Origin of the sequence: Sphaerisporangium rufum (genome assembly GCF_016863395.1) — a bacterium.
Lineage (GTDB): Bacteria > Actinomycetota > Actinomycetes > Streptosporangiales > Streptosporangiaceae > Sphaerisporangium > Sphaerisporangium rufum.
Genome location: NZ_BOOU01000058.1, coordinates 36,265 through 58,524 on the forward strand (window position 1 = coordinate 36,265; position 22,260 = coordinate 58,524).

Below are 22,260 nucleotides of genomic sequence, written 5' to 3' on the forward strand. Positions count from 1 at the left end.
GCGCGGGCCGGTGCATGCGGGTCAGTCGAACAGGACCACCTGGCGCAGGACCTCGCCGGTGCGCAGCGCGGCGACGGCGTCGTTGAGGTCGGCCAGCCGGATGCGGGAGCTGATCATGCTGTCCAGGTCCAGCTTGCCGGCCTTCCACAGCCGGGCGAAGAACGGGAAGTCGCGGCGGACGTCGCTGCCGCCGTACATCGAGCTGAGCAGGCGCTTGCCCTCGAAGAGCAGGCTGAAGGCCGACAGCTGGACGGTGTCGTCCATCGCGCCCGCGCCGACCACCACGACGTCGCCGCCGCGGCGGGTGGCCTGCCAGGCGGACATGATGGTCGCCGACCTGCCGACCACCTCGAAGCCGTAGTCGAAGCCCAGCCCGCCGGTGAGGGCGCCCATCGCCTCCGGCAGTCCTTCGGGGGTGCAGGCGTCGGTGGCGCCGACCTTGCGGGCCAGCTCATGCTTGGCGGCCACCGGGTCCACCGCCAGGATGGTGGTGGCGCCGGAGATGCGGGCGCCCTGGATGACCGACAGCCCGACGCCGCCGCAGCCGATCACCACCACGGTGGAGCCGGGCCGCACCTGGGCGGTGTTGATCGCGGCGCCGACGCCGGTGGTGATGCCGCAGCCGATCAGCGCCGCCACCTCGAACGGCACGTCCGGGTCCACCTTGACGGCGCCCTGCCACGGCACCACGATCTCCTCGGCCCAGGTGCCGCAGCCGGCCATGCCGAAGGCCGGGGTGTCGCCGCCGAACCGGAACCGGGCCAGCGAGAAGCTCTCCATGACGTAGGTCATGCACAGGTACGGCTGGCCCACGATGCAGTTGGGGCAGCTCCCGCAGGCCGGTGTCCAGTTGATGATCACGTGGTCTCCCGGCCGCACCGAGGTGACGTGGTCGCCCACCTCCACGACCTCGCCCGCGCCCTCGTGTCCCGGGATCACCGGCAGGGGCATGGGCAGCACGCCGGACAGCACCGACAGGTCCGAATGGCAGACGCCGGTCGCTCTGATCTTCACCCGGACGTCGGTGGGGCCGACCGGGGTGAGGGTGAAGTCGTCGCGGATGTCCAGCTTGTCATCGCCGACGGCGTGCAGCAGCGCGGCTCGCATAACGGGAGACCTCCTAGGGAGCGTTTCTACTCTTCGAGGGAGAGGGCGGCTTTGGGGCAGGACCGGACCGCGTGGCGCACGCGGTCGAGCATCTCCGGCGGGGGCTCGGGCAGCAGGACGTGCAGGTTGTCCTCCTCGTCCACCTCGAAGACGTCGGGGGCGAGACCCATGCAGACGGCGTTGGCCTCGCAGGCGTCGTAGTCGACCTTGATTCTCATCAGAGCCCTCCTCGCGTGACGTACGGCAGAGAGCCTAAGGCGCGGCCGGGGCGGTCAGCTTGCGGTGGTCCCAGGAGACGACGCGTGTCGGCTCGACCAGGTAGGCGATCCGCTTGCGCCCGGTGTGCGCGACGTAGCCGCGAAGCTCCTCGGTGACTCCGGACTCCGGCAGCCCGGTCATCCGCCGGGTGATCTCCAGGCCGATGCCGAGCACGGCGCCGGGTTCGGGCACCGGGCGGGCGGTGCCGTAGACCAGCGCGCCGCGCAGCTCGGCGTAGTCGTCGCCGGTCTCGATCAGGCAGGACACCCTGGGGTCGCGTTCGATGTTGCGCGCCTTCTGCGCCTTGGCGTACGTCCAGAACGCGATCCGGCCGTCCACCAAACCGTAGAACATGGTCACCAGGTGCGGGGTGCCGTCCGGATTGATCGTGCCGAGCTGCAGCTTGCGCGAGTCGCGCAGCAGGCTCGCCACCTCGCCGTCCGTCATCGTCACCCGGGCGCGCTGGTTCACCGACAAAGTAGAACACGTTCCATAAGGTGCGGCAAGACCAGGGCGAACATTGTTCGGGACGCCCTGGATCAAGAACTCGGGATGGTGATGGGCGATGGCCGGGTAGTGTGCCGGAGGCGCCGGACACGGGGGATATTTCATGACTGATGGGTTGCCGGCCGCGCTGCGGATCGCCGCGGAGCGGGCCAAGGGCTTCATGCCGCCGGACGAGGGCATGGCGCTGTACGAGACCGCCCGCGCCTACGGCGAGCGCGGCCCGATCGTGGAGATCGGCAGCTACTGCGGCAAGTCGGCCATCTACCTCGGCGCCGCCGCCCGGGAGACCGGCTCGGTGGTGTTCACCGTGGACCATCATCGCGGCTCGGAGGAGATCCAGCCGGGCTGGGCGCACCACGACCCCGCCCTGATGGACCACCGGTTCGGCAAGATGGACTCGCTGCCGTACTTCCGCGCCGCCATCGCCTACGCCGGGCTGGAGGACCAGGTGATCGCGATCGTCGGCGCCTCGGCCACGGTCGCGCGGTACTGGAACACCCCGCTGGCCATGCTCTTCATCGACGGCGGGCATGCGGAGCAGCCGGTCACCGACGACTACGAGGGCTGGGCACCGCACGTGATGCCCGGCGGCGCGCTGGTCTTCCACGACATCTACCCCGACCCGGCCGCCGGCGGCCAGGCGCCGCTCGGCGTCTACCGCCGGGCGCTGGACACCGGCGAGTACACCGAGGTGCGGGCGCACGGCTCGCTGCGGGTGCTGGAGCGCACCGCCTCCTGAGCCGCTCCGGACGTCTCTCCGGCGGGGCGCGGCCGGCCGCTCGGCCGTCGGCGGGGCGGGGTCATTGCCCGGCGGGTTCCGGCGGCGTGAGCAGGGTCATCAGCTGGTCCAGGCAGCGCCGGCGGTACTCCGGAGAGCCGGGTGGCACGCCGAGCAGGTCGCCGGTGAGCTGCGGCAGCGCGATCGGCGCGAACGCCACCAGATGCGCCAGGAACATCACGAACTCCGCGGAGACCGCCCCGGTCAGCTCGCCGGCCCGCTGGCGCTCGCGCACCCGCCGCACGCCCTCGGCCAGCCGGTCGCGCTGGGCGGCGGCGGCCTCCTGTGTCCCGTGGGCCGGGCCGTCGCCGAGGGCCTGCCACACCACCAGCCGGGCCCAGTCGGGCGCGTCCAGCGTCATGTCCAGGTAGGCCGCCACCGACGCGGCGAAGGTGCCGTCGGCCGGCGCGACCGCGTCCTGCCCGGCCGCCCAGCGGCGCCGCAGCTCGTCCAGCAGACCCTGCTTGCCGCCGAAATAGTAGGCGATCAGTTGCTGGTTCACGCCGGCCCGGGCGGCGATGCCCGCGGTGCGGGCGCCGGCGTACCCCTTGGCGCCGAACTCGGCCACCGCCGCGTCCAGGATCTTGCCCCGGGTGCGCTCGGCCGCCATGTCGCGCTCGCCGCCGCCGCGGTGCCGGCGCGGCGGCCGCGGCCTTCCCGGGCCGCTCGCGGCGTCCCCAGGGCCGCTCGCGGAGCCGTCCCCAGGGCCGCGCGCCTGGCCGTCCCTAGGGGCTCTCCCCGTCCCGCTCCCGCCGCCGCCGGGGTCTCGCTCGCTCGTCACTCCGGCAGTACATCAGTCAATCGTTTGATTGACAAATTTCAATCGAACGATTGATACTCGGCTGGCGCAGGCGACCGGAGAAGGGTGAGGCATGGCACGGATCGTGGTGTTCGAGGAGTACGGCGGGCCGGAGGTGCTGCGGGTCATCGAGACGGCCGACCCGCGCCCGGCGGCGGGGCAGATCCGGGTGCGGGTGCGCGCGGCGGGCGTGCAGCCTTTCGACGCCTTCTACCGGCGCGGCGACTTCGCCCGCTACCGGCCGGCCACATTCCCAGCCCGGCTGGGCAACGAGGTGGCCGGCGTGGTGGACGCGGCCGGCCAGGACGCCACCGGGTTCGCCCCGGGCGACGAGGTGATCGCGTTCGTCGACGCCGTGGGGTACGCCGACACGGTGGTCGCGCCGGCCACGTCCGCCGTCCACCGGCCGCCCGGGATGCCGTGGCCGGAGGCGGGCGCGCTGTCGGCGAGCGGGCAGACCGCCGACACCGCGCTGGACGAGCTGGGGGTGACCGCCGGGGACACCCTGCTGGTCCACGCGGCGGCCGGCGGCGTCGGCTCGTTCGCCGTCCAGCTCGCGGTCGCCCGCGGCGCCACGGTGATCGGCACGGCGAGCGAGCGCAACCACGAGTACCTGCGCGCCTTCGGGGCGATCCCGGTGACCTACGGCCCGGGGCTCGCCGAACGCGTCCGGGCCCTCGCCCCGGGCGGGATCACCGCGGCGCTGGACTGCGTCGGCGGCCAGGCCAACGAGGTGTCGGTCGAGCTGCTGGGCTCGCCGGACCGGGCGGTCACGCTGGCCGACTGGGACGCCGGGCGGCGGGTGGGCGTCCGCCGGGTCGGCACCGGCCGGTCCGCCGCCCGGCTGGCCAGGCTGCTCGCGCACTACGAGAAGGGCACCCTTCAGGTGCCGGTCACCGCCACCTTCCCGCTGGACCAGGCGCCGGCCGCGCACCGGGCGATCGAGACCGGGCACACCCGCGGCAAGATCGTGCTGGTGGCGCCGTGACCGGCCACCGGCCACCGGCCGCCGCCCGGCCCGCCGGGACGCCCGCCGCCACCGGGCGCGCCGCGCCGGACGTGTCGCCGGCCGCCGGGCCCGATGAGACGCCCGCCGCCACCGGGCGCGCCGCGCCGGACGTCCGGGCGCCTACCACGCGGGAGCCCGCCGGTTCCGGCCGCACGGTGCCGGGCGTCCCGGCGCTCACCGCGGGGGAGATCGCCTACCTCGGCGCGCGGCGGCTCGGCCGGCTGGCGACCGTCGCGCCGGACGGGGCGCCACAGGTCAACCCGGTGTCCTGCTACTACAACCCGGCCACCGGCACGATCGACATCGGCGGGCACGCCATGGCGGCGAGCCGCAAGTTCCGCAACGTGCGGGCGAACCCCCGGGTGGCGGTGGTGGTGGACGACATGCCGGGCGGCATGGAGACCATCCGCTGCCTGGAGATCCGCGGCACCGCCGAGGCGATCGAGGCACCGGACGACAGCGCCGCCCGGGCGCCCGGCGCGATCATCCGCATCCGCCCGCGCCGGGTGATCAGCTGGGGCATCGACCCGCCGCACCTGGCCTGCGGCGCCCGCGATGTGCGTCCGGGAGAGGGCTGACCGGTCTGGACCCGCCATGCGGGAAGCACCACCGGCGGGTCGCTGAACGCCTGGGTGCCGCCTGCCGGCCGGTGCGGTCCGGTGGCGGCGCTTCCCCCGTGGCGTGCCGGCTCTTCGTCGCCCCGGTCCGGGGCCGCCCGGGCCGGGGCGCGGAGGTCAGGCGCGGGTGGGGGTGGGGGAGCAGCCGCAGGCGGCGGGGTCGCCGGCCGGGACCGAATGGCGGCCGGCGTCGCGGAACAGCGCCGCCGCCGGAGTGGCGCCGGCCAGCGCATCGGCGGCCAGCACCACCGCGGCGGCCGTGTACGCCGACTGCTCGTGGGGGAACCAGGCCCGGTTGGCGAACTGCCAGCCGGTCCAGTAGGAGCCGTCCTCATGCCGCAGCCGCTGCATGTCGCCGAAGATCGTGAGCGCGCGCTCGCGGTCGCCGGCCGCGTCGAGCGCCATCACCAGCTCGCAGGATTCCGCGCCGGTGACCCAGGGCTGGTCGGAGACGCAGCGGGCGCCGAGGCCGGGCACCACGAAGGTGTCCCACTGCTCGTCCAGCCGCCGCAGGGCCGCCGGTCCGCGCACCGCGCCGCCCAGCACCGGGTAGTACCAGTCCATCGAGAACCGGCTCTTGTCGGCGAACGCCTCGGGGTGCGCGGCGATCACGTGGCCCAGCCGGTCGGCGGCCAGCTCCCAGTCCGGCTGCGGCTCGCCCAGGCGCTCGCCAAGCGACACCCCGCAGCGCAGGCCCTGGTAGATGGACGAGCAGCCGGTGAGCAGGGCGAATCCGGCGGGCTCGCCGGCGGCCGAGCGCCGCCAGCGGATCTCGCCGCGCGCGGTCTGCAGGCCGACCGCGAAGTCGAGGGCGCGGCGGACGACCGGCCACATGGCGGCGGCGAACCGGGTGTCCCCGGTGACCAGCAGGTCGTGCCAGACCCCGACCGCGACGTAGGCGGCGTGGTTGCTCTCGCCGTCCGGCTCGGCCACCGCGCCGTCCACCAGCTTCATCGGCCAGGAGCCGTCCGGGCGCTGGTGGCGGACCAGCCAGGCGTACCCGTGCCGGGCCTCGGCGACCAGGCCGGCCGTGGTCATCGCCATCAGGCACTCGACGTGGTTCCAGGCGTCCACGTGGCCCTGCGGCCACGGCACCCCGCCGTCGGCCTGCTGGACGGCGGCGATGCTCCGCGCGGTGGCCACCACCTGCTCGGCGGTGATGGCGCCCGGCACCGCCGGCACCGGATGCCGCGGCGCGGCCGGCGGGGCGGGCAGCGCGGCGCGGTCGGGTGCCGTCATCCGGGCTTCCGGGCGTAGAGCACCACGCTCTTGCCGATCAGCGGGTTGAGCACCGCCTCGGCGGCCCGGGTGAGCGCGGGACGCTCCATGATGTCCCACACCAGCAACCGGTGGTAGGCCTTGGCCAGCGGGTGGTCGTCGTTCCGCACGCCGACCGCGCACTTGATCCACCAGTACGGGGTGTGCAGGCCGTGCGCGTGGTGGTGCGGGCCGACGCGCAGCCCGGTCGCCTTCAGCTTGGCCGACAGCTCGGCCAGCGTGTAGATGCGCACGTGGCCGCCGGGGGTGGTGTGGTAGTCCTCCGACAGGGCCCAGCACACCCGCTCGGGCAGGAAGCTCGGCACGGTGAACGCGGCCAGGCCGCCCGGCTTGAGCACCCGGTGGATCTCCCGCATCGCGGCCATGTCGTCCGGGATATGCTCCAGCACCTCGGCGGCGATCACCCGGTCGAACGAGCCGTCCGGGAAGGGCATGGCGAGCGCGTCGCCGGTCACCACCTCCGACGTCGCGCCGTCCGGCACCTCGCCGGCCTTGTCCATCGCGGTGAACATGGCGGCGACGCCCTCCAGCTCCGCCGCGTCCTGGTCGAACGCGACGACGTCGGCGCCCCGGCGCAGCACCTCGAAGGCGTGGCGGCCGCCGCCGCAGCCGAGGTCCAGCACGCGGTGGCCCGGGCCGACCGGGAGCCTCCCGAAGTCGACGGTCAGCACTTAGCGCTCCCCTTTCTGCCGGGCCTCGATGGCCTCGCGGTACGCCTCGACGGTGCGCATGGCGACGACGCGCCAGGTGTAGCGCTCCATGACCCGGTCGTAGCCGGCCCGGCCGATCCGCTCCCGCTCCTGCGGGGAGTCGTGCAGCCGGCGCAGCACGGCGGCCAGCTCCTCGGGGTCACCGGGGGCGACCTGGACCGCCGCGTCGCCGACGACCTCGGGCAGCGCGCCGGTGCGGCTGGCGACCAGCGGGGTCGCGCAGGCCATGTGCTCGACGGCGGGCAGCGAGAAGCCCTCGTACAGCGACGGCACCACCGAGATCTCCGAGGTGGCGATGAGCTCGCCCAGCTCGTCGTCGGAGATGCCGTGCACGAACCGCACCCGGTCGCCGAGGGCCAGCTCGCGCACCAGCCGCTCGGTGGGGCCGCCGGGGGTCGGCCGGCTGACCACGGTGAGGTTGACGTCGCGCTCGGTGGCGAGCTTGGCGACGGCGCGCAGCAGCGTCGCCACGCCCTTCATCGGGGAGTCGGCGCTGGCCACCGCGACGATCGCCCCCTTGCGCCGGGGCAGGTGCGGGCGCGGGTGGAAGTGGCGGGTGTCGACGCCGAGCGGGATGAGCCGCATGCTGCTCTGCGGCACGTTGAAGTCGCGATGGATGTCGGCGAGGCTGGACTCGCTGACGGTGAGGATCGGGCGCAGCCGCGGTGCCACGATGCTCTGCATGCGGACGAAGCCGTACCAGCGGCGCAGGGACAGCCGCTTGCGCCGCGAGGCGGCCGCCAGCTCGATGCGGCGGTCCACGCTGATGGGGTGGTGGATGGTGCCGACGACCGGGAACAGCTTCTGGATGCCGAGCAGGCCGTAGCCGAGGGTCTGGTTGTCCTGAACCACGTCGAAGTCGCCTGGCCGGGCCTTCAGCTCGCGCAGCGCGCGCAGGCTGAAGGTGAGCGGCTCGGGGAAGCCGGCGGTCCACATGGTGCCGACCTCGAGCAGGTCGATCCAGTCGCGGTACTCGGCGAGGGCGGGAGTGCGGAACGGGTCCTCGTCGCGGTAGAGGTCCAGGCTGGGCACCTTGTTGAGCACGACGCCGTCGTCCAGCTCGGGGTAGGGCTGGCCGGAGAAGACCTCGACGTGATGCCCGAGCGCGACCAGCTCGCGGCTCAGGTGGCGGAGGTAGACGCCCTGGCCGCCGCAGGTCGGCTTGCTCCGGTAGGACAGGAGCGCGACGCGCAGCGGCCGGGCCGTGGCGCGTTCTCCGGCGTCGTCTGGAACCTCCACGGGCACCCCTTTCGCGCGCGGTGCTCGGTGACCCGCCCGTCGGGGGGACGCGTACCGCGAGAGCGGATCTTAGCCGCGACCTTACCATCCCTGGAGGTGCCGATTACCAATCTGAAATTGTGCCTCATGTCACTCTCACACGCCCTGACCTGGCCTGTTAGGCACACCGAGCGACGCTCGGTAGAACGTGTTCTACAAATGGCGACCGGACCGCGGACGGACGGCCGCTGGCGCCGCTCGCCGGGCAGGACGGTACATTCGCGTCTTACAGCTCTAAGTTCGGGCAAGGCCCCCGGCGCGCCCGGCCCGAAGACCAAGGAGGCTCGTTGGCCAGGCGTGCGCTGATCACCGGCATCACCGGGCAGGACGGCTCCTACCTGGCCGAACACCTGCTGGAGCAGGGCTACGAGGTGTGGGGCCTGGTCCGCGGCCAGGCCAACCCCCGGGTGTCCCGGGTCCGCCGGCTGCTGCAGGACGTGCGGCTGGTCCGCGGCGACCTGCTCGACCAGGGCTCACTGATCTCCGCGGTGGAGAAGGTGCGGCCCGACGAGGTCTACAACCTCGGCGCCATCTCGTTCGTCCCCATGTCGTGGGAGCAGGCCGAGCTGACCGCCGAGGTGACCGGCATGGGCGTGCTGCGCATGCTGGAGGCGATCCGGGTCTGCTCCGGCATCACCTCCTCGCGCGGGGCGGGCTCGGGGCAGATCCGCTTCTACCAGGCCTCCTCCTCGGAGATGTTCGGCCAGGTCCGCGAGACGCCGCAGAACGAGCGCACCCCGTTCCACCCCCGCTCGCCGTACGGGGTGGCCAAGGCCTACGGGCACTTCCTCACCCAGAACTACCGCGAGTCGTACGGCATGTTCGCGGTGTCCGGCATCCTGTTCAACCACGAGTCGCCGCGGCGTGGCGCGGAGTTCGTCACCCGGAAGGTCACCCTGGGCGCCGCCCGGATCAAGCTCGGCCTGGCCGGCGAGCTGCGCCTGGGCAACCTGTCGGCCCGCCGCGACTGGGGGTACGCCGGCGACTACGTGCGGGCGATGCGCCTGATGCTCCAGGCACCCGGCCCGGAGGACTTCGTCATCGGCACCGGGCGCACCCACTCGGTGCGCGAGCTGGTGATCGCCGCCTTCCAGGCGGCCGGCCTGGACTGGGAGCGGTACGTGGTCGACGACCAGGCCCTGCACCGGCCGGCCGAGGTGGACCTGCTGTGCGCCGACCCCAAGAAGGCCCGGACGCAGCTCGGCTGGGAGCCCTCGGTGCCGTTCGAGGAGCTGGTGGCGATGATGGTGGAGGCCGACCTGCGGCTGCTGTCCGACGGCGGCGACCCCGGCCAGGACTCCTCCTGGCCGTGAGCCTGGCCGTGAGCCTGGTCGTGGACCGGGCCGCGGGCCGGGTCAGCCGATCCACGCGCCGGTGGTGAAGTTGCCGACGTTGATCGCCATGACCGGCAACATGATCGCCATCGCCGTCCAGAACACCCACGGCCGGCGCACCCCGGCGTACCCGAGGGCCAGCCAGAGCGGGAACCAGGTCAGCGACGCCCGCCCGATCGACAGGTAGAACGACGACAGGGTGAGGAAGGACAGCACCTGCGGGGTCAGGTACGCCAGCTCCGGCCAGCGGCGGCGTACGGCCATCCAGATCGTCAGGGCCAGCAGCACCGCCGCGGCGATGATCTCCTCGTAGTAGGAGACGGTGAGCGTTGGGACGTCGTCGGACATGTTCCAGGTGTTGAGGAACGCCTCCCACGGCCACACGGCGTGCCGGCCCCAGTACTGGGCCTGGACGCTGTTGTAGGCCAGCCAGTCGCCGGTCCGCGTCCACTGGTACAGGCTGTACAGCGCGACCGGGACGGCGGGCAGCGCGAGCCAGGGCCAGGCGCGCCGGTGCTCGGGCGAGCGGCGGCCGTTCTCGGCGACCAGGTACATGATCACCAGGCCGGCGGCCAGGAAGATCCCGCTGATGCGCACCGTGGCGGCGGCGGCCGTGCACAGCGCCGCGTCGCTCCACCGGCCCTTGCGGGCGAGCAGCCAGGCGGGGAAGGCCAGCGCCAGGAACAGCGCCTCGGAGTACCCGGTGAACAGGAAGGCGGCGAACGGGCTGAGGAACAGCGCGGCCACCGCGTACGGCCCGCTGCCCCGCAGCGTGTGCTCGGCCAGCCGGGACAGCGCGACGGCGGCCACCGCGCTCGCGACCAGCGAGATCAGCACGGTGATCAGCCGGCCGTCGGACACGATCGGCCGCAGCAGCCGGATGATCAGGGCCATGCCGGGAAAGAAGGCCGGCAGCTTGCCGCTGTCCTGCATGCCGGGCGGCCCGTCGTAGCCCCACTCGGCGATGGCGATGAAGTTCTCCGCGTCCCAGCGGGTCAGCCGGTTGAGGAAGGGGTCGGTGGTCCGTCCCGGTCCGGCGAGGTAGGTGTAGATCAGGAACCCGGCGTGCGAGCAGAGCCAGATCAGCAGCGCCGCCCGGTCGGTCCGGTCGGTCACCCAGCGCGGCGGCGTCCAGCCCCGCGGTCCGGCGTCCGTCGCCGGCCGCTCGCCGGACGGCGCGGAGGCCTCCGCCGCGGGGTCGCCGGGAGCCGGGTCGCCCGGCGAGCCCGCCGAACTCGGGGAGTCCGCGGAGTCCGGCGAGTCCGGGGAGTCCGGGGAGTCCGGCGAGTCCGGGGAGTCCGGGGAGCGCCGGGAGTCCGGTGCGGGCTCCGCCGGCTCGGGCGCGGGCCGATCGGCCGGCGGTGCCGGCGCGTCGGTGGTGCCGACGGCGCCGCGGGTCTCCGCGTCGGGGGCGGCCGGCAGGGGGTCGCGGGCTGGCGTCCGTTCCATCACACCGGACAACTTCATATATCCCGATGAATCATGACAAGCGAGAATGAGTGGCCCGGTGCCGCGCTGGCCGGCGCCACCCTGCTGACCTGCGGCGACGCCGCCCGCCGCCCGCCGGCCGCGCCGCCCGCCGCCGCCCGGCGCGAAAGTTTCATGGCGCCGGACGGCGGGCTCAGCCGCCGTGCGTGCCGTGGAACGACCCGGAGACCCCCGCGTACACCAGATGCAGCATCATGCCGAGGTCGGCGTGCGCCAGGTTGTGGCAGTGGTTCATCCACAGACCCGGGTTGCCCGCCTCGAACGCGACCTCCCACACCTCCCCCGGCCGTACGTCGAAGGTGTCCAGCAGCAGCGGGGTGCCCGACGGCGCGCGGCCGTCCCGGGCGAGCACCTGGACGGTGTGCCCGTGCAGGTGCCAGGGATGCGTCTCCAGGCTCCGGTTCACCACGGTGACCCGGACCAGGTCGCCCTCCCCGACCAGCTGGGCGGGGACGTCGGGATAGGCCCGGCCGTTCACCGTGTGCGCGTACATCGGGCGGCCGCCGGACACCGCGAACCCCCGGTCCAGCACCATGGTGAACCGCCGGTCGAAGGGGCCCGCCGCGGGGAGCGGCGCCGGCGCCGGCGTCCCGTAGGCCAGCGGGTCGAACTCCGGCCAGCCGGCGGTGCCCTCCGGCGGTCCCGGCGCCGCGCCGGCGACCAGCCGCAGGAAGGACGGCCGGCCGTCCACCCCGAGCACGGCGCCGCCCGCCGGCATCGGGAAGACCACGTCGTACCGGCCGCCGGCCGGCAGGCGCAGCGCCACCCGTTCCAGCTCGCCCGGCCCGGCCAGATCCCGCCCGTCGATCGCGGCCACCCGGAACCGGGTGCCGGCCAGCGTGAACCGGTGCGGGGTGCTGTCGGTGTTGACCAGCCGCAGCCGGACCGGCGTGCCCGCCGCCGTCCGCCGGTCGAACGGCCCGTCCCGGTCGCCGAGCACGAGCGCCCCGCCCAGGGTGTGCGCCGCCAGGGTGATGTTCTCCTCCCCGGCGGGCCCGGCGCGCCGCGGCGCGACCACCAGCATGCCGTACAGGCCCATCCGGACGCCCAGGTCGGACACCTCGTGCGTGTGGTACCAGTACGTGCCCGCCTGGTCGGCGCGGAACCGGTACTCGAAGGTGCCGCCCGGCCGCACCGCCTCCTGCGTGAGGCCGGGCACGCCGTCCTCGCCGGCCGGCACGTCGTAGCCGTGCCAGTGCAGCGTCACCCCGGCGGCGATGTCGGCGTTGCGCAGCGTCACCTCCACCAGGTCGCCCTCGGTGGCGGTGAGCGCCGGTCCCGGGACTCGGCCGTCGAACGTCCAGGCGGCGACCCGCCGCCCGGACGCCAGGGTGACGGTCGCGGTGCGCGCGGTCAGCGTGTAACGGCGGACCGTGCCGCCGGGCGCGGGCTCGCGCGGGCCGCGCAGCTCCGCCACCGGGCGGGCCTGGTGGACGTGCCCGGCGGCCGGGCCGCCGCCGGCGTCGACCGGTGCGGCCGGGACCAGCGCCGTCCCGGCGGCCGCCACCGCGAGCGCGGCCGTCCCGGCCGCGAGCCACCCCGCCCGGGGCACCGGCGGGCGGGCCGCCCGCCAGGTCAGCAGGGTCGCGGCACCGGTCACCGCCACCGCGAGCAGCGCGGCGGTCCATGACACCGGGTAGCCGCCCACCAGCGTGACCACCGGCCCGGCCGCCGCGGCGTACCCGGCGGCGAACAGCGGCACCACCACGGCCGCGCCGCCGGCCGGCCGGCCGGTGCGGGCGGCGGGCAGCAGCCGGGGCAGCGACATCACCACCGCGGCCGCCGCGGTGGCGGCGGCGAGCGGCAGGGTGAGCGTCACCTTGTCCTGGACGAACCACCACCCGGCCGGCCAGAGCGCCGCCACGACGCCCAGCCTGGCCAGGGTGAACGCCAGCCCGGCGGCCAGCGCGGCCGCCGCCGCCCGGGCCCGCCCGGTCACCGCGGCCGTGGCCGCCCCCAGCAGGGCCACGGTGGCGGCCACCGCGGCCACCAGGTCCAGGACGGTCAGGCCCGTGACGCTCATCGGGCGGGCATGGCGCCGGCCGGTGCCGCCGTCGCCGCGCCCTCGGCCATGAACAGCCGGGCCCGGCGGAACGCGGTGGCGGCCACACCCATGGTCGCCATGCCGTTCAGCGCGTGCAGGCCGAGCACGGCCAGGCTCACCGGGGTGGTGGCGCCGGTGTCGTCGGACAGCACCTTGCCCACCATGACGATCAGCGCCTGCACGATCACCAGGCCGAGGGGGGCGATGGTCAGGCCGATCAGCCGGCCGGGCGCCCGGGCCAGCGCGGCGGCGATGGTGGCGAGGATCGACAGCAGCGGGATGACCGCCATGCCGGTGATGGAGTGCAACGCGAACGAGCCGTCGTCCAGCGGCCGGTCGAACGCGCCGACCCCCGCGAAGTAGAACTGCACGACCAGGGCGAGCAGCGTGAGTCCGGCCAGGGCGGTGTAGACCTTGCGCACGGGGACCTCCTCTTAGAGGTTCGGGAAGTCCCTGGATCGTCGCGGATCGGCGCCGCCCGATCGTCCGCCCGGCAGATGCTTTCCGGCTACCCCGCCGGACGCGCCGCGCGGGCGCCGGCTACCACGGCGGGAGTACGCCGGTCTCCCGGGGGAGTGCCGGATCAGACCTCGACGGGCAGCGTCTTGACGCCGTTGATGAAGTTCGACCGCAGCCGCCGGGCCGGCCCGACCGGGCGCAGCCTGGGCAGCCGCCGGGCCAGCGTCTCCAGCAGCACGCGAAGCTCCAGCTTGGCCAGGTGGTTGCCCAGGCAGAAGTGGGCGCCGCCGCCGCCGAACCCGATGTGCGGGTTGGGGTCGCGGCCGATGTCGAACGTGCCGGGGGAGTCGAAGACGTCCTCGTCGCGGTTGGCCGAGGAGTAGAACACCACGACCTTGTCGCCCTCCCGGATTTCCCGGCCGCCGAGGACGGTGTCACGGGTCGCCGTCCGGCGGAACAGGTTCACCGGCGACACCCAGCGGACGATCTCGTCGGCGGCGGTCCGGGCCAGCGACGGGTCGGCCACCAGCCGGTCCCACTGCTCAGGATGCTCGAACAGCGCGACCATGCCGCCGGAGGCGGCGTTGCGGGTGGTCTCGTTGCCGGCCACCAGCAGCAGCAGGACGAACAGGTCGAACTCCTGGACCGACAGCTCCTGGCCGTCCTCGCCGGACTGCAGCAGCTTGGTGACGATGTCCGGCCGCGGGTCGGCCCGGCGCCGTTCGGCGAGTTCGTTGGCGTACGCGTAGACCTCCATCGCGGCGTCCCGGCCCTCGGCGGGGTCGCCGGCGTAGTCGGGGTCCTCCGAGCCGATCATCCGGTTGGACCATTCGAAGATCATTTCGCGATCCTCGACCGGCGCGCCGAGCAGCTCGCAGATCACGTACAGCGGCAGCGGGGCCGCCACGTCGGTGACGAAGTCCACCCGGCCCTTGGCCGCCGCCTGCTCGACCAGGTCCGCGCAGATCTCCCGGATGTGCTCCTCCAGCGCGCCGATCTGCCGCGGGGTGAAGCCCCGGTTGACCAGCGAGCGGGTGCGGGTGTGCTCTGGCGGGTCCTGGTTGAGCATCATGAGCCGTTGCAGTTCCAGCTGCTCGGGCGGCACCTCGTTGAACAGCGCGAGCCGGCGGTGGGAGGAGAAGAGCTCCGGGTGCCGGGAGACGTGCACGACGTCCCGGTGCCTGGTGACCGCCCAGAACCCGGGCCAGCCCCGGGCGGCGTCCCCCTCGTGCCAGTGGACCGGATCGTGCGCCCGCAGCCAGGCCAGCTGGTCGTACGGGGCGCCGTCGCGCGCGTACCGGTCCTGGTCGACGAGGTCGATCTCCATATGGCCACCTGTGGTTGCGCAAGCGCTTGGTCGAAAAGGATATCTGCAACGTGTTCTATTACGGCCCGCCGGGTCCGTCAAGGCGGCCGGCCGCCGGCGGGAGCCGATCCGCCCGGAGCCGTGAGTCTACGTCCGGCGCGGGTCCGGTCGGTCCCGGTTCCGGCCGTCCGGTCCGCCGCCGGACACCGCCGGACGCCGCCCTGGCCGGGGGCTCGCCGCTTGACCCACGAATCACCGATATTTCGGTATTTCCCGGATCGGCTGACTTATTAGTGTGTGTGGCGAGAATTCAGGAATGGCGACTGAGGTGATCGGCCGGATAATGGCGACGTTTTCCTAAAAGGCCACTCCGGTGCTACCGGACGGGAAATGATGGGCGGCAGGTACAGCCGCGCACCCTGCTCCGATGCCGCTGCCGGCGATCCGGCCGGACCGGCCGTTTCGGTGCGCGGCGCCGACGGCACCGGCCGCGGATACCGCCGGCCGGACGACCTGGAAAAGCGAGGAGAATCCATGATGGAAATGCGTGCCGCCCTGCCGGCGGTGCTGGCGCCACTGACCGCTTTCGCTGCCCTCACCACATTCACCACCTCCGGTGCCGCCACGCCGGCCGCCCGCCCGGCGACGCCGGGCCCGCCCGTCGCCGGACCGGCGGCGCCCGGATCCCCGCCGGTGCCGCCCGGTCCCGGCGCCCGCCCGGCGCCGCCCCGGCCGCCCGCGCCGCGTCCCGAGCCCTTCCTGGCCCTCGGGCGGTTCGAGCCGTACGGGCCGGGCCGGCCGGCGGTCACCTACGACCGCCGGCTGGTGCCGCCCGGCACGCTGGTCGCGCTGGCGGCCGCCCCCGGCGAGGACGGGCGCACCATCGTCCAGTTGCGGGTGCAGGGCCTGCGCCCGGGACACACCTACGGCGCGCACGTGCACGTCCGGCCGTGCGGGCCCACCGGCGAGCACGCCGGTCCGCACTACCAGAACGTCCCCGACCCCCGGCAGCCGTCCGTCGACCCCGCCTACGCCAACCCGCGCAACGAGATCTGGCTGGACTTCACCACCGACCGCCGCGGCGACGGCCAGGCCCGCGCCCAGGTGCCGTGGCGGGTGCGCGGCGACTCCCGGCGCTCGGTAGTGGTGCACGCGCAGCGCACCAGCACCGCCCCCGGCCACGCCGGCATGGCCGGCCCTCGGGTCGCCTGCGTCGACGTGAACCTCTGACCGCCCGGGGGCGGGCGGCGGCGGCCGCCCGCCCCCCGGCCTGGTGGAACGGCCGTCCCGGCCGAGGCGCGGACGTGGTGATCGTCGTCATGGTAGGCATATGCACATGTCCGTCCCGGCGCCGCTGCAGGCCGACGACCCCGAGCACATCGGTGGTTACCGCCTGCTCGGGCGGCTCGGCCGCGGCGGCCAGGGGGTGGTCTACCTGGCGGATTCCGCCACCGGGACCCGGGTGGCGGTCAAGCTGATGCACTCGCGGCTGGACGAGGAGCGGGCCCGCCGCCGGTTCGCCGCCGAGGTGGCGGCGGTACGCCGGGTCGCGCCGTTCTGCACCGCCCAGGTGCTGGACGCCGACCTGGACGGCGACCGGCCCTACATCGTCAGCGAGTACGTCGAGGGGATCTCGCTGCAGGAGCACATCGCCGGCAACGGCCCGCTGAGCGGCGGATCCCTGGACCGTATCGCCGTCGGGACCGCCACGGCGCTGGTGGCGGTGCACGGCGCCGGGGTGGTGCACCGCGATTTCAAGCCGGCCAACGTGCTGCTCGGCCCGGACGGGCCGCGCGTCATCGACTTCGGCATCTCCCGGACGGCGGGGACCACGACGACCAGCGGGCGGATGCCGGTGGGAACGCCCGCCTACCTGTCACCCGAGCAGCTCAAGGGCGAGCGGGCCGGTCCGGCCGCCGACATGTTCGGCTGGGCGCTGACCATCGCCTTCGCCGCCAGCGGCCGGCACGCCTACGCGGCGGAGTCGTTCGAGGCGATCCTCGGCCGCATCCTGTTCGGCGCGGCCGATCTCGACCCGCTGTCCGGCCGGCTGCGGGAGATCGTGGTCGCCTGCCTGGCGGAGGATCCGGCGGACCGGCCGGCCGCCGAGGAGGTGCTGCGCCGGCTGATCGGCACCGCCGCGCCCGGCGGCCCGGCGGACCGGGGCGGTCCCGGTGATCCGGCGGGCCGGGACGGGGACGGGTGGCCGGCGGCCCTGGGCGGCGAGCGGCCGGTGGCCGCGGCGCTGAAGGCGGGCACCGGCATCGCCGCGGCGTCCGGCGGACCGGCCACCCTGCCGTTCCGGCCGGCCGACCTGCACGCCATGATCGGTCAGGTGACCGGGGACCGGCCGGGCCGCGACGGCCCGCGATCGCCGGGTGAGCGCGACCCGGCTCCGGCGCCTGGCCTCGGGACGCTGGACGGGTACGGCCCGGTCCATGGCCCGGTGACGCGGGATGAGTACGACCCGATCCGAGGGCCGGTGACGCTGGACGACGTCGATCCGGTCCTTGGTCCGGTGACGCCGGATGGAGACGACCCGGTTCGTGGTCCGGTGACGCTGGACGAGTTCGCCCCGGCTCCGGCCGGCGGGCCGGAGCCGGACGGGTACGACCCGGCCGGCGGCCCGGTGACGCTGGACGACAGCGATCCGGACCCGGACGCGACGGTCTCGCCCAGGCGTCCGGTGACGCTGGACGGTCTGCGCCGTGGCCGGGGAACCCCGGATGATCCCGGCCGGCCGGCGGCCCGCGCCGGTGGCCGGTGGGTGAACCCGCGGATCTTGGCGGCCGGGGTGGCGGCGCTGGCGGTGGGCGCGGCCGGCGTGGGCCTTTGGGCGGCGTCGGACGGCCGCCAGGTTTCGCCGTCCGGCCGCGACTCTTCGCCGTCCGGCCGCGAGGCCTCCCCGTCCACCGGCCGCGAGGGTTCGCCGTACGCGGGTCGCTGGACCGGCGTCGCCGAGCATCCGGCCGCCGGGCGGGTGTTCCCGGTGGAGTTGAGCCTGAAGGGGGACCCGCCCGGCGGCGGCATGCGCTGGGGCGCGGATCTGCGTTGCTCCGGCCGGCTGACCCGGCTCGGCGACCGCGCGTCCGACACGGTGTTCCGGCTGGACCAGGTCCGGGGTGCGGAGTGCTACCCCGGGCGGCTCGAACTCGCCGCGCCGGCCGGCGACCGGCTGGCACTGAGCGTGACGCGCGCGGACGCCACCGCTCCGGCCTACTCCGGTCACGTCAACCGGGTACCCGCCCCTCGCTGACCGCCCGGCCGTCCCCGCCGGCGGCCCGCATCCTCCTGCCCGCGTCCGCCCCGCCCGCCGCGCCCCCGCAGGGCGCGCTACCGGTCGCCGGCGGGCCGCCGGCGGGTCAGGGCCGCGATGTCGCGGGGGCCGCGCGCTCCGGGGCCGCCGGCGCCGGCCGCCGCGGGCGGGTCACGGCCAGGCCGGCGAGCACCAGCAGGCCGCCGAGCAGCTCCACGGTGTTCAGCCGCTCGCCCAGCCACAGCCAGGCGGTGGCCATGCCCACCACCGGCACCAGCATGGTGAACGGCGCCACCGTGCCGGCCGGGTAGCGCCGCAGCAGCGCGTTCCAGGCGCCGAAGCCGACGAACGTCGACAGCACGACGACGTACGCCAGCGCGGCCAGCGAGCCGGCCATGGTGGGGCCGGGCACCGCCGCGAGGCTGAACGCGGCGCCGATCCGGTCGCCGCCCTCGACCAGCACCGACAGCGCGAGCAGCGGCAGCGGCGGCACCAGGCTGGACCAGACCAGCAGGCCGAGGCCGGCCGGTGCCTCGGCCTTGCGGATGCACACATTGGCCGCCCCCCACGATGCCGCGCCGCCCAGCGCGAGCAGCAGCGGCAGCAGCGGGGCGTGCGCGCCGCGGCCCAGGGCGATCACCAGGATCCCGGCCGAGGCGACCACGACGCCGGCGATCCGGTGCCCGCCGGGGCGCTCGCCGAGCGCCGCCGCCGCCAGGCCGAGGGTGAAGATGACCTGCGACTGCATGACCAGCGAGGCGAGCCCGGCGGGCAGCCCGAGGTGCATGGCGGTGAACAGCAGGCCGAACTGGCCGGCTCCGAGGAACAGGCCCACCGCGACGATCCACCGGACCGGCACCGCGGGGCGGGGGACGAGGAAGATCGCGGGCAGGGCCACCAGGGTGAAGCGGAGGGCGGCGAAGAGCAGCGGGGGGAAGTGCCGCAGGCCGATCTCGATGACCGCGAAGTTGACCCCCCAGATGACCGCGACGGTGACGGCGAGGGCGAAGTGACGGGGACGCACGGACCGAGTCTCCAGCCGGGCCGATCGTGCAGTCCAGCTGGTTCTTCTTGGCATCCGTCGATAGATTTTCTACATGATGGAGCTGCGACGCCTGCGCATCCTGCAAGAGCTGCACGCCGAGGGGACGGTGGCCGGCGCGGCCCGGGCCCTGCACCTGACCCCGTCGGCGGTCTCCCAGCAGCTCGCCGTGCTCGGCCGGGAGGCGGGCGTGCCGCTGCTGGAGCGGCACGGGCGGCGGCTCCGGCTCACCGCCGCCGGGCAGGTGTTGCTGAAGCACGCCGACGCCGTCGCCGCCCAGCTGGAGACGGCGCGCTCGGATCTGGCCGCCTACGCCGACGGCCGGCTGGGCGTGGAGCGGGCCGGTGGCTTCCCCTCCGCCATCGTGCTGCTGCTGGCCCCGGCCGCCGCCGCGCTGCGCCGGACGCACCCCGACCGCCGGGTGGAGATCTCCGAGGTGGAGACCGAGGTGGCGCTGCCGATGCTCGTCCGGGGCGAGCTCGACATCGTGGTGGTCATGTCGTCGGCGAAGCTTCCGGCCGCCGACGATCCGCGGATCCGGCTCGTCGAGCTCATGGTCGATCCGCAGGACGCGGCGCTGCCCGCCGGGCACCGGCTGGCCGGCGAGGAACAGGTGGACCTGGCCGCGCTGGCGGGCGAGGACTGGGTGGCCCCGCTGCCGGGGACCGCCTGCCGCGAGGTGCTGGAGGCCGGCTGCCGCCAGGCCGGGTTCCAGCCGCGCATCATGCACGGCGCGACCGACTTCAGCGCCGCGCTGGCGCTGGTCGCGTGCGGGCTGGGCGTCACCCTGATACCCCGGCTGATCGGCAGCGCCGGGACCGCCGGGGTGACCGTCCGCCCGCTGACCGGCCCCCGGGTCCCGGTCCGTCTGCTGTACGCCGCGGTGCGGCGCGGCAGCGGTCCCACGCCGCTGCTTTCGGCCCTGTGCGCTCACGCCGCCACCCTGTGACCGCCCGACGGCCGGCGGGCGGCGGCCGGACGGCTCAGAGGCGTTCGAGGATGGTGGCGGTGGCCAGCGCGCCGCCGGCGCACATGGTCACCAGCGCGGTGGCCCCGCCGCACCGCTCCAGCTCGTGCAGCGCCGTGGTGACCAGGCGCGCCCCGGTGGCGCCGACCGGATGGCCGAGCGCGATGGCCCCGCCGTTCACGTTGACGCCGGCCAGGTCGGGCCGGTGCACCGAGGCCCAGGACAGCGTGACGGCGGCGAACGCCTCGTTCACCTCGAACCGGTCGATGTCCCGCGTGGCGCAGCCGGAGGCGGCCAGCACCTTGGCGGTGGCCTCCACCGGGCCGTCCAGGTGGTAGTACGGCTCGGCGCCGACCAGCGCCTGGGCCAGCACGCGGGCGCGCGGCCGCACCCCGTGCCGGGCGGCGGCTGCGGCGCTCATCAGCAGCACCGCCGCCGCTCCGTCGGAGATCTGCGAGGAGGTCCCGGCGGTGTGCAGCCCGTCCGGGCCGAGGACCGGCCGCAGCCGGGCCAGCCCGCCCGCGGTGGTCTCGCGCAGCCCTTCGTCCCGGCGGACCACCCGGGTCTCCCCGGTGGGCGTGCCGTCCGTGCCGAGCACCGGCGCGGTGACCGGCAGCACCTCGCGGTCGAACCGGCCCGCCGCCCAGGCCTCGGCGGCGAGCCGCTGCGAGCGCACCCCGAAGGCGTCCAGCCGCTCCCGGGTCAGCCCGCGCCGGTGGGCGATGCGCTCGGCGGCGGTGAACTGGTCCGGCAGGTCGAGGGACCAGTCGTCCGGCCGGGGGTTCGCGGGCAGCACGTTGCTGCCGAGCGGCTGCCGGCTCATCATCTCCACGCCGCAGGCGATGCCCGCCTTGATCACGCCTGCCTGGATCAGCGCGGCGACCAGGTGGACGGCCTGCTGGGCCGAGCCGCACTGGGCGTCCACGGTGGTGACGCCGGCCTGGTGGGGCAGCCCGGCGTACAGCCAGGCGTGCCGGCCGATGTGGCCGCCCTGCTCGCCGGCCTGGGTGACGCAGCCGGCGAACACCTGCTCGATCGCCGCGGGATCGACGCCGGACCGGTCGAGCACGCCGCGCAGCGCGGCGGCGAGCAGTGCCTGCGGCTTGATGCCGGCCAGCGCCCCGTTCCGCCTGCCGATCGGGGTGCGCACCGCCTCGACGATCACCGGCGTGCCCATGGGGCCTCCTCGCCTGAGGGGACGGACCTTGCCGGTGAATGTAACGCGTTCTAGTTCGGCGGGGAAGGCCGCGCGGTCGCGGGTCAGCCGGGGAAGCCGGCCAGCAGCCGGTCGGCGGCGATCTCGATGCGCCGCTGGATCTGCTCGTAGGTGCGGCGGCCGCGCAGCATCTCCAGCAGCTCGTGCACCCACACCCCGGCCAGCGCGCCGGCCAGGGCGATCTGCTCCTCGCCCGCCGTCTCGACGGTGCGGCCGCGGCCGGCGACGCGCAGCACGATGCCGCCCATCCGGTCGCCGAACGGGGTCTCCACCTGGGCCATGATCAGGGAGCGGATCAGCGCGTCGGCCAGCTCCGGCTCGCGCATCAGCCCGCGGGTGGCCCGCATGAGCACGTCGACCGCCCGGCCGGCCGGGGTGGCCGCGGTGGGGGGCCGGCGGTCGATGCTGCCCTCCAGCAGGTCGATCTCCTCGCCCACCACCGCCACCACGAGATCCATCTTGGAGGGGAAGTAGCGGTACAGCGTGCCGAGGGCGACGCCGGCGCGCTCGGCGACCGTGCGCATCTGCATCGCCTCGACCCCGCCGCGCGAGGCGAGCGCCGCGGCGGCCTGCACGATGCGCTTACGCCGCTGGTGCTGCCCGCGGGTGCGGGCGCCGGTGGCGGACGCCGGCCGGGCCGGGCCGCCGGCGGCCGGGACGGTCGCCGCGTCGGCCTGCGAGGTGCTCATGAGAACACGTTACCGGACTACTCGCAGGTAAGCCTTGTTACCGGCAGGTCACATATAGGGCCGGTCTCGCCTGCCGTTTCGCGTTACGCCGATGTTTCGCGACGCCGGATCCGGGGTG

21 protein-coding genes are annotated in these 22,260 nt (G+C 74.9%); 7 read left to right on the plus strand and 14 right to left on the minus strand.

Annotated elements, in window-relative coordinates; translation table 11 throughout:
- Positions 1–21 precede the first annotated feature (21 nt).
- From Sru01_RS21560 to Sru01_RS21570, 3 genes are read right to left on the minus strand one after another with little or no spacing between them, the layout of a single operon-like run.
- Positions 22–1,107, minus strand: a complete 1,086-nt coding sequence (locus tag Sru01_RS21560) for a Zn-dependent alcohol dehydrogenase (RefSeq protein WP_203989290.1) — start codon at positions 1,105–1,107, stop codon at positions 22–24.
- A gap of 26 nt (positions 1,108–1,133) precedes the next feature.
- On the minus strand, positions 1,134–1,325 hold the full coding sequence (locus Sru01_RS21565; protein WP_203989291.1) for a ferredoxin: 192 nt from the start codon (positions 1,323–1,325) through the stop codon (positions 1,134–1,136).
- 34 nt (positions 1,326–1,359) lie between these two features.
- A complete protein-coding gene (locus Sru01_RS21570; protein ID WP_203989292.1) occupies positions 1,360–1,836 on the minus strand; it encodes a pyridoxamine 5'-phosphate oxidase family protein in 477 nt (158 codons plus the stop codon).
- A 139-nt stretch (positions 1,837–1,975) separates the two neighbouring features.
- Here Sru01_RS21570 and Sru01_RS21575 point away from each other — a divergent pair, with 139 nt between their 5' ends.
- On the plus strand, positions 1,976–2,611 hold the full coding sequence (locus Sru01_RS21575) for a class I SAM-dependent methyltransferase (protein ID WP_203989294.1): 636 nt from the start codon (positions 1,976–1,978) through the stop codon (positions 2,609–2,611).
- Positions 2,612–2,672: 61 nt separating this feature from the next.
- On the opposite strand, the gene Sru01_RS21580 is transcribed toward Sru01_RS21575, so the two are convergent.
- On the minus strand, positions 2,673–3,260 hold the full coding sequence (locus Sru01_RS21580; protein ID WP_203989296.1) for a TetR/AcrR family transcriptional regulator: 588 nt from the start codon (positions 3,258–3,260) through the stop codon (positions 2,673–2,675).
- Between the two features lie 262 nt (positions 3,261–3,522).
- Here Sru01_RS21580 and Sru01_RS21585 point away from each other — a divergent pair, with 262 nt between their 5' ends.
- Positions 3,523–4,437: an NADP-dependent oxidoreductase gene (locus Sru01_RS21585; RefSeq protein WP_203989298.1), complete on the plus strand. Its 915-nt coding sequence runs from the start codon at positions 3,523–3,525 to the stop codon at positions 4,435–4,437.
- The gene (locus tag Sru01_RS21590) at positions 4,434–5,036 is read left to right on the plus strand and encodes a PPOX class F420-dependent oxidoreductase (RefSeq protein WP_239137634.1); all 603 of its coding nucleotides are present in this window, start codon (positions 4,434–4,436) and stop codon (positions 5,034–5,036) included. Before Sru01_RS21585 ends, Sru01_RS21590 begins: the two co-directional genes overlap by 4 nt.
- Positions 5,037–5,192: 156 nt before the next feature.
- On the opposite strand, the gene Sru01_RS21595 is transcribed toward Sru01_RS21590, so the two are convergent.
- From Sru01_RS21595 to Sru01_RS21605, 3 genes are read right to left on the minus strand one after another with little or no spacing between them, the layout of a single operon-like run.
- On the minus strand, positions 5,193–6,314 hold the full coding sequence (locus Sru01_RS21595; protein WP_203989300.1) for a prenyltransferase: 1,122 nt from the start codon (positions 6,312–6,314) through the stop codon (positions 5,193–5,195).
- Entirely contained in the window at positions 6,311–7,024 is a 714-nt protein-coding gene (locus Sru01_RS21600) for a class I SAM-dependent methyltransferase (RefSeq protein WP_203989302.1), read from the minus strand. The genes Sru01_RS21595 and Sru01_RS21600 overlap by 4 nt, the downstream gene beginning before the upstream one ends.
- Positions 7,025–8,302, minus strand: coding sequence for a glycosyltransferase family 4 protein (locus Sru01_RS21605; RefSeq protein ID WP_239137635.1), 1,278 nt, complete (start codon positions 8,300–8,302; stop codon positions 7,025–7,027).
- A gap of 326 nt (positions 8,303–8,628) precedes the next feature.
- On the opposite strand from Sru01_RS21605, the gene Sru01_RS21610 reads away from it, so the two are divergent.
- A complete protein-coding gene (locus Sru01_RS21610) occupies positions 8,629–9,654 on the plus strand; it encodes a GDP-mannose 4,6-dehydratase (protein ID WP_203989304.1) in 1,026 nt (341 codons plus the stop codon).
- 42 nt (positions 9,655–9,696) lie between these two features.
- Here Sru01_RS21610 and Sru01_RS21615 read toward each other — a convergent pair whose 3' ends face one another.
- The 4 genes from Sru01_RS21615 to Sru01_RS21630 all read right to left on the minus strand — a co-directional run bounded on the left by Sru01_RS21615 (position 9,697) and on the right by Sru01_RS21630 (position 14,993).
- Positions 9,697–11,124, minus strand: coding sequence for a mannosyltransferase family protein (locus Sru01_RS21615; protein ID WP_203989305.1), 1,428 nt, complete (start codon positions 11,122–11,124; stop codon positions 9,697–9,699).
- A 172-nt stretch (positions 11,125–11,296) separates the two neighbouring features.
- On the minus strand, positions 11,297–13,186 hold the full coding sequence (locus Sru01_RS21620) for a multicopper oxidase family protein (protein WP_203989307.1): 1,890 nt from the start codon (positions 13,184–13,186) through the stop codon (positions 11,297–11,299).
- A complete protein-coding gene (locus Sru01_RS21625; protein ID WP_203989309.1) occupies positions 13,183–13,629 on the minus strand; it encodes a DUF6220 domain-containing protein in 447 nt (148 codons plus the stop codon). Before Sru01_RS21625 ends, Sru01_RS21620 begins: the two co-directional genes overlap by 4 nt.
- 161 nt (positions 13,630–13,790) lie before the next feature.
- A complete protein-coding gene (locus tag Sru01_RS21630) occupies positions 13,791–14,993 on the minus strand; it encodes a cytochrome P450 (RefSeq protein WP_203989311.1) in 1,203 nt (400 codons plus the stop codon).
- Between the two features lie 513 nt (positions 14,994–15,506).
- On the opposite strand from Sru01_RS21630, the gene Sru01_RS21635 reads away from it, so the two are divergent.
- Both Sru01_RS21635 and Sru01_RS21640 read left to right on the plus strand, forming a co-directional pair.
- Positions 15,507–16,202 carry a superoxide dismutase family protein gene (locus Sru01_RS21635; protein ID WP_203989312.1) on the plus strand — a complete coding sequence of 232 codons (696 nt, stop codon included), beginning with the start codon at positions 15,507–15,509 and terminating at the stop codon, positions 16,200–16,202.
- Positions 16,203–16,302: 100 nt separating this feature from the next.
- Complete coding sequence (locus Sru01_RS21640) at positions 16,303–18,228, plus strand: serine/threonine-protein kinase (RefSeq protein WP_203989314.1); 1,926 nt, start codon at positions 16,303–16,305, stop codon at positions 18,226–18,228.
- 106 nt (positions 18,229–18,334) lie between these two features.
- On the opposite strand, the gene Sru01_RS21645 is transcribed toward Sru01_RS21640, so the two are convergent.
- A complete protein-coding gene (locus tag Sru01_RS21645) occupies positions 18,335–19,252 on the minus strand; it encodes an EamA family transporter (protein WP_203989316.1) in 918 nt (305 codons plus the stop codon).
- A 73-nt stretch (positions 19,253–19,325) separates the two neighbouring features.
- Between Sru01_RS21645 and Sru01_RS21650 the strand changes: the two genes are divergently transcribed.
- Complete coding sequence (locus Sru01_RS21650) at positions 19,326–20,219, plus strand: LysR family transcriptional regulator (protein WP_203989318.1); 894 nt, start codon at positions 19,326–19,328, stop codon at positions 20,217–20,219.
- Positions 20,220–20,253: 34 nt separating this feature from the next.
- Here the strand turns inward: Sru01_RS21650 and Sru01_RS21655 are convergent, their stop codons facing one another.
- Together Sru01_RS21655 and Sru01_RS21660 are read right to left on the minus strand one after the other, a co-directional pair.
- Positions 20,254–21,414 (minus strand): steroid 3-ketoacyl-CoA thiolase, encoded by a 1,161-nt coding sequence (locus tag Sru01_RS21655; protein WP_203989320.1) that lies wholly within the window; start codon positions 21,412–21,414, stop codon positions 20,254–20,256.
- Positions 21,415–21,497: 83 nt separating this feature from the next.
- Positions 21,498–22,142, minus strand: a complete 645-nt coding sequence (locus Sru01_RS21660) for a TetR family transcriptional regulator (RefSeq protein WP_203989322.1) — start codon at positions 22,140–22,142, stop codon at positions 21,498–21,500.
- Positions 22,143–22,260: the final 118 nt, after the last annotated feature.

What these genes read in the sequence shown, in the direction of transcription:
- Sru01_RS21635 (WP_203989312.1), top strand. Translation starts at nt 15,507, where the DNA reads ATGATGGAAATGCGTGCCGCCCTGCCGGCGGTGCTGGCGCCACTGACC.
- Sru01_RS21615 (WP_203989305.1), bottom strand. Translation starts at nt 11,124, where the DNA reads ATGGAACGGACGCCAGCCCGCGACCCCCTGCCGGCCGCCCCCGACGCG.
- Sru01_RS21595 (WP_203989300.1), bottom strand. Translation starts at nt 6,314, where the DNA reads ATGACGGCACCCGACCGCGCCGCGCTGCCCGCCCCGCCGGCCGCGCCG.
- Sru01_RS21565 (WP_203989291.1), bottom strand. Translation starts at nt 1,325, where the DNA reads ATGAGAATCAAGGTCGACTACGACGCCTGCGAGGCCAACGCCGTCTGC.
- Sru01_RS21630 (WP_203989311.1), bottom strand. Translation starts at nt 14,993, where the DNA reads ATGGAGATCGACCTCGTCGACCAGGACCGGTACGCGCGCGACGGCGCC.
- Sru01_RS21650 (WP_203989318.1), top strand. Translation starts at nt 19,326, where the DNA reads ATGATGGAGCTGCGACGCCTGCGCATCCTGCAAGAGCTGCACGCCGAG.
- Sru01_RS21655 (WP_203989320.1), bottom strand. Translation starts at nt 21,414, where the DNA reads ATGGGCACGCCGGTGATCGTCGAGGCGGTGCGCACCCCGATCGGCAGG.
- Sru01_RS21660 (WP_203989322.1), bottom strand. Translation starts at nt 22,142, where the DNA reads ATGAGCACCTCGCAGGCCGACGCGGCGACCGTCCCGGCCGCCGGCGGC.
- Sru01_RS21560 (WP_203989290.1), bottom strand. Translation starts at nt 1,107, where the DNA reads ATGCGAGCCGCGCTGCTGCACGCCGTCGGCGATGACAAGCTGGACATC.
- Sru01_RS21620 (WP_203989307.1), bottom strand. Translation starts at nt 13,186, where the DNA reads ATGAGCGTCACGGGCCTGACCGTCCTGGACCTGGTGGCCGCGGTGGCC.
- Sru01_RS21575 (WP_203989294.1), top strand. Translation starts at nt 1,976, where the DNA reads ATGACTGATGGGTTGCCGGCCGCGCTGCGGATCGCCGCGGAGCGGGCC.
- Sru01_RS21640 (WP_203989314.1), top strand. Translation starts at nt 16,303, where the DNA reads ATGCACATGTCCGTCCCGGCGCCGCTGCAGGCCGACGACCCCGAGCAC.
- Sru01_RS21580 (WP_203989296.1), bottom strand. Translation starts at nt 3,260, where the DNA reads ATGGCGGCCGAGCGCACCCGGGGCAAGATCCTGGACGCGGCGGTGGCC.
- Sru01_RS21585 (WP_203989298.1), top strand. Translation starts at nt 3,523, where the DNA reads ATGGCACGGATCGTGGTGTTCGAGGAGTACGGCGGGCCGGAGGTGCTG.